The organism is Microcystis sp. M_OC_Ca_00000000_C217Col (genome assembly GCF_007095585.1).
GTDB lineage: Bacteria > Cyanobacteriota > Cyanobacteriia > Cyanobacteriales > Microcystaceae > Microcystis > Microcystis panniformis.
In genome coordinates this window covers 17,836-29,847 of sequence record NZ_SFBV01000039.1, presented here as the reverse complement: position 1 = coordinate 29,847, position 12,012 = coordinate 17,836, and the positions used below count along the sequence as shown (strand labels likewise).

General features: G+C 43.3%; 12 protein-coding genes and 2 pseudogenes. 8 read left to right on the top strand and 6 right to left on the bottom strand.

Annotated features, from left to right (window positions below):
- Positions 1–318, top strand: a pseudogene (locus EWV66_RS02320) (photosystem II D2 protein (photosystem q(a) protein)); the annotation flags it as partial.
- Positions 302–1,684 (top strand): photosystem II reaction center protein CP43, encoded by a 1,383-nt coding sequence (psbC, locus tag EWV66_RS02315; RefSeq protein ID WP_002739004.1) that lies wholly within the window; start codon positions 302–304, stop codon positions 1,682–1,684. The pseudogene EWV66_RS02320 and the gene psbC, both read left to right, overlap by 17 nt.
- A 109-nt stretch (positions 1,685–1,793) precedes the next feature.
- On the opposite strand, the gene cobD is transcribed toward psbC, so the two are convergent.
- From cobD to EWV66_RS02300, 3 genes are all read right to left on the bottom strand, one after another.
- Positions 1,794–2,861: a threonine-phosphate decarboxylase CobD gene (gene cobD / locus EWV66_RS02310; RefSeq protein WP_287107754.1), complete on the bottom strand. Its 1,068-nt coding sequence runs from the start codon at positions 2,859–2,861 to the stop codon at positions 1,794–1,796.
- Between the two features lie 31 nt (positions 2,862–2,892).
- Positions 2,893–3,177, bottom strand: a complete 285-nt coding sequence (gene hbs / locus EWV66_RS02305; protein ID WP_002759570.1) for a non-specific DNA-binding protein Hbs — start codon at positions 3,175–3,177, stop codon at positions 2,893–2,895.
- A gap of 145 nt (positions 3,178–3,322) precedes the next feature.
- The gene (locus tag EWV66_RS02300; RefSeq protein WP_002759569.1) at positions 3,323–3,526 is read right to left on the bottom strand and encodes a hypothetical protein; all 204 of its coding nucleotides are present in this window, start codon (positions 3,524–3,526) and stop codon (positions 3,323–3,325) included.
- 199 nt (positions 3,527–3,725) lie between these two features.
- Between EWV66_RS02300 and EWV66_RS02295 the strand changes: the two genes are divergently transcribed.
- The gene (locus EWV66_RS02295) at positions 3,726–4,211 is read left to right on the top strand and encodes a DUF4168 domain-containing protein (RefSeq protein ID WP_052277016.1); all 486 of its coding nucleotides are present in this window, start codon (positions 3,726–3,728) and stop codon (positions 4,209–4,211) included.
- A gap of 76 nt (positions 4,212–4,287) precedes the next feature.
- A complete protein-coding gene (gene ureE / locus EWV66_RS02290; RefSeq protein ID WP_002747017.1) occupies positions 4,288–4,764 on the top strand; it encodes an urease accessory protein UreE in 477 nt (158 codons plus the stop codon).
- Between the two features lie 790 nt (positions 4,765–5,554).
- Here ureE and EWV66_RS02285 read toward each other — a convergent pair.
- Entirely contained in the window at positions 5,555–6,226 is a 672-nt protein-coding gene (locus EWV66_RS02285; RefSeq protein ID WP_052277017.1) for a Uma2 family endonuclease, read from the bottom strand.
- 95 nt (positions 6,227–6,321) lie between these two features.
- Positions 6,322–7,547, bottom strand: a pseudogene (locus tag EWV66_RS24300) (ISL3 family transposase).
- Positions 7,548–7,967: 420 nt separating this feature from the next.
- Between EWV66_RS24300 and EWV66_RS02265 the strand changes: the two are divergent.
- Positions 7,968–8,249 carry a hypothetical protein gene (locus EWV66_RS02265; protein ID WP_002788965.1) on the top strand — a complete coding sequence of 94 codons (282 nt, stop codon included), beginning with the start codon at positions 7,968–7,970 and terminating at the stop codon, positions 8,247–8,249.
- A 23-nt stretch (positions 8,250–8,272) separates the two neighbouring features.
- Here EWV66_RS02265 and EWV66_RS02260 read toward each other — a convergent pair whose 3' ends face one another.
- Positions 8,273–9,253 (bottom strand): aspartate carbamoyltransferase catalytic subunit, encoded by a 981-nt coding sequence (locus EWV66_RS02260; RefSeq protein ID WP_052277018.1) that lies wholly within the window; start codon positions 9,251–9,253, stop codon positions 8,273–8,275.
- A gap of 83 nt (positions 9,254–9,336) precedes the next feature.
- Between EWV66_RS02260 and EWV66_RS02255 the strand changes: the two genes are divergently transcribed.
- The 3 genes from EWV66_RS02255 (at position 9,337) to EWV66_RS02245 (ending at position 12,008) form a co-directional block, all read left to right on the top strand.
- On the top strand, positions 9,337–9,966 hold the full coding sequence (locus EWV66_RS02255) for a GUN4 domain-containing protein (RefSeq protein WP_052277019.1): 630 nt from the start codon (positions 9,337–9,339) through the stop codon (positions 9,964–9,966).
- 84 nt (positions 9,967–10,050) lie between these two features.
- A complete protein-coding gene (locus EWV66_RS02250) occupies positions 10,051–11,508 on the top strand; it encodes an efflux RND transporter periplasmic adaptor subunit (RefSeq protein WP_052277020.1) in 1,458 nt (485 codons plus the stop codon).
- A gap of 5 nt (positions 11,509–11,513) precedes the next feature.
- Positions 11,514–12,008: an ureidoglycolate lyase gene (locus EWV66_RS02245; RefSeq protein WP_052277021.1), complete on the top strand. Its 495-nt coding sequence runs from the start codon at positions 11,514–11,516 to the stop codon at positions 12,006–12,008.
- Positions 12,009–12,012 lie beyond the last annotated feature (4 nt).

Sequence of the window (12,012 nt, the reverse complement as noted above, 5' to 3'; positions counted from 1 at the left end):
ACTGCGAACCGTTTCTGGTCGCAAATCTTCGGCATCGCTTTCTCCAACAAACGTTGGTTACACTTCTTCATGCTCTTTGTCCCCGTGACTGGTTTATGGATGAGTGCTGTGGGTGTGGTTGGATTAGCGCTTAATCTACGGGCCTATGACTTCGTTTCTCAGGAATTGAGAGCGGCCGAAGACCCGGAATTTGAAACCTTCTACACTAAAAATATTCTGCTTAACGAAGGTCTGAGAGCTTGGATGGCTCCCCAAGACCAACCCCACGAAAACTTTATCTTCCCTGAGGAGGTTCTCCCGCGTGGTAACGCTCTCTAATATCCCTACCGCTACCGGTCGTGACCAAAGTTCCACCGGCTTCGCTTGGTGGTCCGGTAACGCTCGTCTTATCAACCTCTCCGGTAAACTGCTCGGCGCTCACGTCGCCCACGCTGGTTTAATCGTTTTCTGGGCCGGGGCAATGACCCTGTTTGAAACCGCCCACTTTATCCCCGAAAAACCGATGTACGAACAGGGTTTAATCCTGCTTCCCCACTTAGCTACCCTCGGTTTTGGGGTCGGTCCGGGTGGTGAAGTAGTCGATACCTTCCCCTACTTCGTCGCTGGTGTTCTGCACTTAATTTCTTCGGCTGTACTCGGTTTTGGTGGTATCTACCACGCTATCCGCGGACCGGAAACCCTAGAGGAATACTCTAATTTCTTCGGTTACGACTGGAAAGACAAAAACCAAATGACCAACATCATCGGTTATCACCTGATTCTCTTGGGTTGTGGTGCGCTGTTGTTGGTATTTAAAGCCATGTTCTTTGGCGGTGTCTATGATACCTGGGCCCCTGGTGGCGGTGACGTCCGCATCATCACCAATCCTACCCTCAACCCCGCAGTTATCTTTGGTTATCTGACCAAAGCTCCCTTCGGTGGCGAAGGCTGGATTATCAGCGTCAACAATATGGAAGATATCATCGGCGGTCACATCTGGATTGGCTTAATCTGTATCGCTGGCGGTATCTGGCACATTCTCACCAAACCTTTTGCTTGGGCGCGCCGCGCTTTCATCTGGTCTGGAGAAGCCTATCTGTCCTACAGCTTGGGCGCTCTTTCCATGATGGGCTTTATCGCCGCCGTTTACGTTTGGTTTAACAACACCGCCTATCCCAGTGAATTCTACGGTCCGACCGGTATGGAAGCTTCCCAAGCTCAAGCTTTCACCTTCTTGGTGCGTGACCAACGCTTAGGTGCTAACGTCGCTTCTGCCCAAGGCCCCACTGGTCTAGGTAAGTACCTGATGCGCTCTCCCACTGGTGAAATCATCTTCGGTGGTGAAACCATGCGTTTCTGGGATTTCCGCGGTCCCTGGTTAGAACCCCTCCGCGGTCCTAACGGTTTAGACCTCGACAAAATCAGAAATGACGTACAACCCTGGCAAGTACGCCGCGCGGCTGAATACATGACCCACGCTCCTTTAGGTTCCTTGAACTCTGTGGGTGGGGTTATCACTGATGTTAACTCGTTTAACTATGTGTCTCCTCGCGCTTGGTTGGCTACCTCTCACTTCACCCTCGCCTTCTTCTTCCTGATTGGACACCTCTGGCACGCTGGACGCGCTCGCGCCGCCGCCGCCGGTTTCGAGAAAGGAATTGACCGCGAGACTGAACCCGCATTGGCAATGCCTGACCTCGACTAATTTTCCTTAGTTCGATGGCAGCGGCTCCCGTCTAGTTGGCGGGAGCCTTTTTGTTGTTAATTTGCATGAGTAGAAAACGGGTTTCTCCGAGAAACCCGTTTTCTGTGCGTTACTCAACGGATTTAGTATCAGACGCGGCTAAAATACTCTCTAAAGCCGATAATAATCGTTGATTTTCTGCCGGTAAACGGACAGCGACCCGAAAATAATTGCTGCCCAATTCGGGGAAACTGAGACAATCGCGGATGAAAATTCGATGATATTTTAATAAAGCTTCCTGTAGCGGTAAACAGGAAGATTGAGATTGTACTAAGAGGAAGTTAGCGGCACTGGTTTGGGGTTGTAATTGCGGAAAATTAGCTAATCCCCGCCATAAATCCTCGCGGGCTGCCGTTAACCAGTCCCAAGTTTGTTGTTGAAAATCCCTATCTTCAATTGCCGCAATAGCGGCAACCACAGCCAAGTTATTCACCGACCAAGGATCCCGCCATTTTTGCCATTGTAACAGGCGATCGGGATGAGCGAGGACGTATCCTAGACGTAAACCGGGGAGACTGTAAAATTTAGTTAGGGAACGCAAAATCACGAGATTAGGATATTCCGGCAACAGAGATATTAAACTCTCCTGTTGTTGGGGGGGTAAAAAATCCATAAAAGCTTCATCCACTACCACCAAACCAAATTGCGATAGATAGGGACGAATGGCCGCCACCGTCCAGAGTTTCCCCGTGGGATTGTGGGGATTATTGAGTAATAAGCCTTGTTTTTCGGGATTAACCGGCTTTAAACTGGTTAAATTCAGGGAATGTTGGCAGATTTTACCACCAAAACTTTTTAAGGCCCGTTCGTAATCATTAAAAGCGGGTTTTAGTACATAAACACTATCAAATGAGGCCAATTCTCGACCGGCCCAGGTTAATAACTCAGCCGCACCATTGCCCGGGAGAATCCAATCTGGTCCGATATTGTGCCATTGACCGAGGGCAGAACGCAACTGCCAATACGCGGGGTCAGGATAACGAGTCAGACTGGTTAAATGGCTTTTAATAGCGGTTAGGGCGCTTTCCGGCGGACCGAGGGGGTTGATACTGGCAGAAAAATCGAGAATAGAGGAAACCGGACAGCCAGCAATTGCGGCCGCCCAGTCAAGATTACCACCATGTTTAGGTCTAGGCAAAAGACTTACAGCGAACGAAACTCAACAGTAATTATTCCTTATCCGGAGCCACTCTGTCTTTAAACAGTTTACCCGCCGAGAAAGCCGGGACGCGAGTGGCCGGAATCTCCATCTTATCGCCGGTTTTTGGGTTGCGTCCTTCCCGGGCCTGACGTTCCCGGGCCTCGAAGGAACCGAATCCTACTAGGGTTACTTTGTCCCCCTCAGAAACCGCTTCGATAATGGTTTCGATGGCGGCAGTGAGAACAGCATCTGCTTGTTTTTTGGTGACAGAGGCTTTGAGAGCGATTTGATCGATTAATTCACCTTTATTCATGCGCTAACTCCTTTTTTTGCGGTTTTTCTGAGTTTAGGGTGGTTGTCAGTAGTTTATTATGGTTCCCCTGTTGAGGACTCGCCAGGATCGAGATCACTAAATAATGCCTCAAATCCTCATTGGCTATATATTCCACTGCATTATTCTAAGCGGGAATTGTCTCGATCGGAATCGCTGAAACCTTTAATTTATCTAGATTTCCCCCCAATTCCCCGCCAGGGGAGAGAAAAAAGGGAACAAGCGAGAGATTTACAGCGATATAAGCTAATAAAAAGAGATTAGATGGCGAAATTGCCGATAAATATTCTCTAAAAGCGATAGGCATCCTAACTTCCCAAAAATCGTTCATCGGTTCTCTCAAAGATTTTTGACTAATTTTGCCCCCAAAAACGTTAAAAAAGTTTACCAAAGCAATTTCTGCCCAAAAATTAAGGTTCGGGACCAGGAGATATTGGCTAGAATTGGAACTTATGATCGTTAAAAATATTCAAAAAAGCAGGATTTAACTGGAAAGTTTGCTATCATTATCTATTCAGCGACAAACTCGCATGGTGATTTACTGCTATCCCCTAGCCGATCTAGGTCAAAGCTTAAGACGTTCTTTTATTGTGACTTTTTTGGCAGTAATCGCCATTCTTGGCGGTGTGATTCCCGAATTTTCTTGGACGACGGAGGTGGTTAGTTTTCAGTCTTCCGCTTATACTCAAGATTTTACGGCTGACCAAATCAAACGTTATGCCAAAGCAGTTTTGTGGATCGAAACCGAAAGAAAAGAAGCTTATCAGGCAATTTCGCAAATTTTAGGGAAAAGTCCCCCAGCAATTACCTGTAACCAACGGGAAAGCTTTAATAATCTTCCAGCTAATGCCCAAAGAATTGCCGTAGATTATTGTAATAAATCAAAAAAGATTGTCCAAGATAATGGCTTCACCGCCGCTCAATTTAACGCCATTACTAACCGGATTAGTAGCGATGATAACTTGAGACGACAGGTGCAAAATGAGATGATTCGTCTGCAGCGGGAAAATAAATAGAAAAAGTTCCTCAGTTTTTCGGGTCAAGTTGGAGTCAGGGCTACAATAAGAATGTTTTTTCCCATTGACCAATATCATGTTAACTTTTACCGAGCGCTTACCCCCCCGTCATACCGCTAGTCCACCTCCCCCAGAAACGGTAGTTTTTAGCCTTCTACTTACGGCCGAAGAACGCACCCGCAGCCGTTATCGTCTCGACAGTCCCGAGGGTTTTTCCCTCTGTTTTCGTTTACCCCGCGGCACCATTCTACAGGATCGCGATTTCCTGCGGGGAGAAAACGGCGAAATTGTTCAAATTATCGCTAAACCAGAACCAGTTATCACTATTACCGCCCCTTCAACCGATTTACTCCTCAAAGCGGCCTATCACCTCGGTAATCGTCATGTAGCCCTAGAAATTAATCCCGATTACCTGCGTCTGGCCCCCGATTCTGTCCTACAAGCAATGTTAGAAGGTTTGGGATTAACTGTAACTGAAGAAATCGCCCCCTTTAACCCCGAAATCGGCGCTTATCAGCATTATCATGACTTGGAAGAGGCAAAAAAGGGATAGTTAGCTAATCTTGCCCAATGCTCTTTCTGATTTAGAGTAAGCAAAAATCAAACTCGGTTTCGACTTACCTCTTTTCGTACCATAAATTGTAGTTTTTGGCCATTATCTTAACAAAATTTAACTGACAAGAAAACAGTAACTTTTTAACAGCCTCTACGGGATATTTTCTTAATCAAGAGGCTCTCATTCTGCTAGTTTCTAGAATTTTAATCGGCCTCGGTGAATTGATTAATTATCAAAGTAAAAATCGAACTACGAGGAATGAATAACCATGGTACTTTCATAACTAGCACCAACGGCTGTAACCCCTGTCCTGTCTGATTTATCCACACCCACTGAGGTTAAAAAATTCCCTGCTCAAAACAATGACTGTGTGATAATTTTTGCTTATGTAAGGTTAAATGCTTACTGGGCAAGACTTTTAGGACTATTTTGAAAGAAGAAACTATCAGTATAGACCTCGTTTACACACAGAAACCAGAAGAGCCTAGATTCTAGTAACAAACTGAATCATTGAACCGCAAGAAGTTTATACAACTCTCGACGGACAAATTTATCTAAGTCAAAAATGTTAGGATTTTTCAACTATTATGGCTCTTCGGTTTGTAGCGATTTTTGTCAATTGTTTTTTATCTAGAGCGAACTAATCAATTAAGTCTCTTGCCAGATAAGGATTTAGTCGATTTATGCCCCCCTATCGAACCATAACAAGTAACGAAGAGCCACTAAGTAGTCATGCAAAATTAATTACCTGCCCGATCGAGCTAAAACCCTTACGGGGCAATGATCGTCATGTGTAAATAATTTTGCCTAGGTACTTATTATCTATATTTTCCGTCAGCCAATTTTTAAAGTTTCTAATGGCTTCACTTCTCCCCAGTTGTTGACTTTGTTTAACAAATTGATTAATTAATTCAATAATCGGTATCTGAGGAAAATTGGGACTGCTTAAAGACTCAATATATTCTCCTTCTTGTAATAAATTAATCTGTAGGCCACTTTGAGTATAACGCCACAGTTCGGGAACACCTAACTGTCGATAATTATCTAAATAGGTACGGGAAGTAATATCAATTTCTAGGACTAAATCAGGGGGGGGATCACTTTCTAAATTAAGTCTATTTTTGCCAATAACGGCCTGATAGTTTTTAATATAAAAACAGGCATCAGGTTCAACCGCTTGATTCATCCGCTCGTTTTTAAATGTTGTTGATCCTAACGGTTCAAAATCAATATTGAGTACTTCTAACAAAAACTGAACCATATAACTAATGATTTCTTTATCTTTTTCATGTTCGGGTAAAGGTACCATAATTTCTAATATTCCGTTACTGTAGGATAACCGAGAAGCACGACTTTCTCCTAATTCTGATAATATTGTCTCAAATTTTTGCCAGTTAAGCTCTTTTAAAAGTAACTGTTGACCGGGATTGACGATAATTTGTTCTAAGGCTAATTGCATGGCTTTAGCTGAAAATGTTGATTTCTTAGTTTAATTATACCCTTACTCATAGGATTTCAACAAAAATTAGGTTCTTCCGAACTTACCATGTAAAATTAACTAGCAAAATGCCAATTTAATAAACATCTAAGACTAAAGTTTTTAAAGTTTATAAATCCATAGCCTCTCCTTTTAATCACCTTCAGTTTATTGTTAATTCCTTCCCCTATTCCCTGGGTTGTTCGGTTATCAAAATAGGCAGTTATTTCGTCAATATACCGCCGAATTGTCTGGCAGCTTTTAGGAAAGTAAGCCATCGCCTTTTTTATCCAATCGCTCAAGGCAAATAATCCCTCATTCCCCTCCGTATTTTTCTCAAATACTTCTCTAAATTCCTCTTTTAATTTGTGCATTTCCCCAAGTTTTGGAGACACTTTATATACTTCTTCCAATTTTTTCTTTTCTTTCTCTACTAAGTCTCCTTCATTCTTTAACAAGGCATATTTGCTCTTGGCTATTCCTGCTAAGATATTTTCTTTATTTTTCTTATTTTTATCTTGGCTGCCTCTCTTTTTACCTCCTTTCTGGCTTCATCTAGCTCGTTATTTACTTGTTTCATTACATGGAATCTATCTCCTACTATTGGAGCTTGAGGCATTAGTTTTTCTGCCACATTTTTATACCCTATCAACAGGTCTATACTTACTTCCTCTATTTGGCTCAAAACCTCTTCTCCCCAGTGTTTCAGATATTATGTTAATGCTTCTTCTGTTCTTTTTTCTACTAAGCCTACAATTTTCCCTTGGTCTATATTTACTAACACAGCATAGTAATTTCCTTTTCCCTTTATCATGGCTATTTCATCTATTCCTAGTTTTTTTATAACCTGAGGTTTTGCGGTTATTAAGTCTTCTCCTAAGTCTTTGAGCATCGTTTCTATTTCTCGTTCGCTTACCCCATTTCTTTCTGCCGTATTTTTGAGATCACTATTCAGGAATTCGGTCACTATTTTTTTTCTAAATCTGTCTATGTAGGTTCTTTTCTTCGGCAAATAATTTAGTTCTTCTGTGAATTTTTTCCCACATTTCTCCCATCTCATCTGACGACGATTGATTCTCAGATATAATGCCTGTTCTCCAAAGGGTAAATCTCGGATTGTTAATTCATTGTTTTAATGAACTTTTTCCGTTTTACTTCCACAATGAATGCACTGGCTTTCTCTTGACATATTTTCTAAATGTAAAACAATTGCCATATCGGTAATAATTTGATAATTGGTAACTACAACTTCTTCTAGGTGAAGTAGCTCGGTCATTAACTTTAATTGTGGATTTGATGGCATAAGTATAGCTTGTGTCTAAAATTTCTGGTCTTGGCTGTCTATATTTTAACCAATAAATTGCTGTATTGCAAGCATAGTGAACTTTTAAAGATAAATTATTGTTTTATTGGTTAGCAATAATTGTCTGTTTTTTATTTAATTTTACATGACAAGTTCGGAAGAGCCTTAGATTTATTCAGCCAACCCTAGTTAAAAAAGAAAGGAGTAGGTTGCCATATCTAGTCCCTTGAGAACGGAATTCGGTATCGGTCAAAGTTTCTAGAAAAGCCCTAGGGATAGCTTGAGTATTTATACTTATTGCAATCTAGGTATGCTTCCCCTAAGATATAGTTGATCGGTAATCGTGCCGAACTAATTACCGAAAATTTGGGTTTAAAACCCTTGCCATGATGTTTTTATTGTATTCAGGAAATTGAAAAAATGAAGACCAAATCGATCATAAGCTTACTATCCCTTAGTATTATGGGGATGTCAATCTATGCAGGTCAAGCTAATAGTAGTGATTATCGAGCTTTGACTCCAGAAGAGAAATCACGGTTGACTGATGCTTTGCTAAAACAGGGTTGTAGGAATCCTAAAGCGATGAAATTTGATGTTGAGACTAACCTATTTGAAGCAGAAGATGCTGTGTGTGAGGGAGGAAGAAAGTATGATATTTACCTTGATAGAAACTTTAGGATTGTTTCAATGAAACCAGACTAAAAGAGCAAATCCCTGAGAAACTTTTACCGATCGCCGCGAAGATTACCGATCAGGTATAACAAAGCCATTCTGACAGCGACACCACTGGTAACTTGTTGGGAAATCAGACTAAAATCGGGATCGTCCATTAAATCGGAACTAATTTCCACTCCCCGATTCACAGGACCTGGATGAAGTACCTTCACCCCCGGTTGACAGGATTGCAAACGAGGACGAGTAATGCCAAAACTTTGATGATATTCGCGTAAACTGGGCAAAAGATTGGCAGTCATTCGTTCTTTTTGCAGTCGCAGGGTCATCACAAAATCGGCCTTTTCTAAAGCTGGTTCTAAATCCCAGTGGAGAAATATGCGATCGCACAATTCCCCAAAATATTTCGGCAGTAGGGTAGGGGGTGCGGACAAATGTACTTCCGCCCCTGCCGTAGTTAAACTCCAGATATTGGAACGAGCCACACGAGAATGGAGTATATCCCCAACAATAGCGATTTTTTTGCCCTCTAAAAGTTCTAAACGGGGATTTTCATCATCTAATAGACAACAAATCGTAAACAGGTCTAAAAGTCCCTGGGAGGGGTGTTCGTGTTGACCGTCCCCAGCATTAAGAATACTGACCCCCGACTGCAAACGATCCATTTCTGCGGCAATTAAATCGGGAACTCCCGACTGTTGATGTCGGATAACAAAAATATCCGTACCCATGGCCACATAGGTTAAAGCGGTATCGAGAATCGTTTCCCCCTTAGTCAAACTGGAACTACCCGGGGCAAAATTAAGAACATCGGCCGAAAGACGTTTCGCCGCTAGTTCAAAACTACTACGGGTGCGGGTGGAAGGTTCAAAAAAAAGATTTGTCACCACTTGACCTTGTAAGGCCGGCACTTTCTTGGTACGTCGCGAAAGAACTTCACGAAAACTAGAGGCCGTTTGTAGCAGGGTTTGGTATTCTTCCGGTTGCCAGTCTTGCAATCCCAAAATGTGGTGTCGGAGCCAAGTGAAAGCCATAGGAGTTAAGGAGGCGGTAAAAACGGCAAATTTCGTCTATGCTATTCTAGGATTTCTTTGCATCAGGTTAATAAATAGGGTTTATGAGAATTAATTTTTCCTTCTGTCAGATCACTCTCGCGATCGCTTTATTTCTCAATCCCTTGCCGGCGATCGTTGCCCAGACTACCACCTCTGGGGAAATGGTATCACCGACCACGGGCATTAATTACACTCGCCTGAAAAATTTCCTCGCTCAACAAAATTGGCGACAAGCTAACGATGAAACCCGTAATTTAATGCTGAAAGCGACCGGACGGGAATTACAGGGCTGGTTTACCATGGAAGACCTGCAAAAATTGGCCTGTTGGGATCTGCAAAAGATGGATCAACTCTGGAAAGAAGCTTCTGGGGGACGTTTTAGTTTCAGTACCCAATTTCGTATTTTTATTGAGACAGGTAATCGACCGGGGCGCTTAGTGGCGATCGAAAATTTTCAAACTTTTGGCGATCGTATCGGTTGGCGTAAAGATGGTGATTGGATTATTTTTAAAGAAAATCTTAACTATACCCTCAATGCTCCCGTCGGTCATCTACCGGCGCCCCGGGACGAATATCAGATCGCCGGTGGTCGCCTAGAATACACTACCCTCGCCCAAAGATTAGTTACCTGTAATATTGTTAGCTTGGATCAAAGACAAACAGCGATCACGGCGATAAATTCTCTAGAATAAAATTTAAGGAAAAGCTTCTCTCCTCATCTTCCCTTTTTTCCGATTTACTAGCACTTTTTCCGCTAAAAACCCCTAAATTTAACAATGATTAAACGATCCGTTAACGTATCGAGAGCGATCGGTTCGTCGATCGCCGTTTCCCTAATTGTCGCCGGTTGCGCCACCCAAACCCCCCAGGCCACCGGACCGGCGGCTGTTCCCGTCAAACTGCAAACCCTCGGCACCGACAAGTTAGTGCAAAGTAGCGAATTTGTGGGGACTTTGATCGCCCAAGAGCGTGTTAGCGTCTCCCCTCAGATTACCGGTCGGATTCGCACTATTTTCGTTAAATCTGGCGATCAGGTAACTCAGGGACAAAAAATCGCCGAATTAGATCCCGAACAACAACAGCAGCAGGTGAACGCCAGTATCGGCCAGGTAAATTCGGCCAAAGCGAACCTCAACGGGTCTGAAGCGGATTTAAGGCAAAGACAAGCGCAAGCGGCCGCAAATAAAGCCCAAATTGCTCAGAATCGGGCTAATGTGGCTAATGCCGAAGCCAATGTTAAAAGTCAGATCGCCACCTTGAGCGCCGCCGAAGCCGATTTACAGAGAGCGCGAGCCAATTTAGATTTGGCGGAAAAAAACCTAACAAGAGCCGAATTTCTGGTTAAACAAGGCGCACAGCCCCAACAGGACTTAGATGACCGCCGCCGCGACATTCAGGCCGCCAGGGCGGAAGTAGAAGCCCGGTCTAAAAATCGTGATGCGGCCCGTCAACAGGTGACGGCGGCTAGAGCTACTTTACAGGCAAACAAAGAAGCATTAAATATCGCTATTCAAAACGAATTAGCCTCACGGCAACAGGTGGCGGCGGCAGCGGCAACAGTGAACAGTCGTCAAGCGGCGGTAGCCAGTGCCGAGGGGCAATTAGGGGCGACGCGTCAGAATTTAGTTTTTAACACTATTACCGCCCCGATTGATGGTTTTGTCGGCGATTTTAATCAAAGAAAAGTCGGCGATATTATCTCCCTGGGTGAAGAATTAACCTCGTTGACTAATAATAAAACTTTGGAACTAAATGTGCAGATTCCCGTGGAATTACAACCGCGTCTGCGTGTTGGGTTGCCCGTGGAAATTATTAATCCCGATGGCAGTGCCGGGGTTCGCGGTCAAGTAACTTTTATTTCTCCCACCGTTTCCCAAGCTACCCAATCGGTTTTAGTGAAATTTGCCTTTACTAATGATGGCAGTCTTCGCAATAACCAATATGTGCGGACGCGGTTAATTTGGGATCAAAAACCGGGGGTATTAATTCCCACCACAGCAGTGACTAGCATCGGGGCGCAAAATTTTGTTTTTGTCGCCGAAAAAGAAAAGGCTAAAGAAGGTCAAGAAAACGCCGAGGAGCGTTTAGTGGTCAGACAAAAACCAATTCAAGTCGGCACAATTCAAGGGCAAGCTTATCAGGTTATTTCTGGAGTAAATGCCGGGGAAAGAATTGCTATTAATAATATTCTTTCTCTCCGAGATGGTACAGCTATAACTGTTAGTCAGCAGTAATTTTTATGAGTAATTCGATTATCGTTCGTCCCCTGTCAGCACAACTAATTACTGCCGAGAGTTTCCGTCCCTACGGTCAATTAATAATACCTAGTCATGACGGAAAACCGTTTGATGAAAGCGATGCACAACTGCATTTAAAGAACGGTGTGCCACGCTTTTATATTATGCGTTTACAGACTCGCGGACGTAAATTTAAGCGAATTACTCGTCATAGTCAATGTACCCAATGTCTTGGTTCTTTGGGGGGACAAGAGTGGTTTTTAGGAGTGGCCCCCCCTAGTCCTCATCCTCAACCGGATTTAGAAAAATTAAAGGTTTTTCGCATCCCTGGGGACTGTTTTATTAAATTAGAGGTGGGAACTTGGCACGCTGGCCCACTTTTTGATCAACCGGCAATTGATTTTTATAATCTTGAATTGAGCGATACTAATATTATCGATCATTTTACCTATAATTTTGCCCAAGAGCAGTCAATAGAATTCGAGATTGTTGATTGAAACA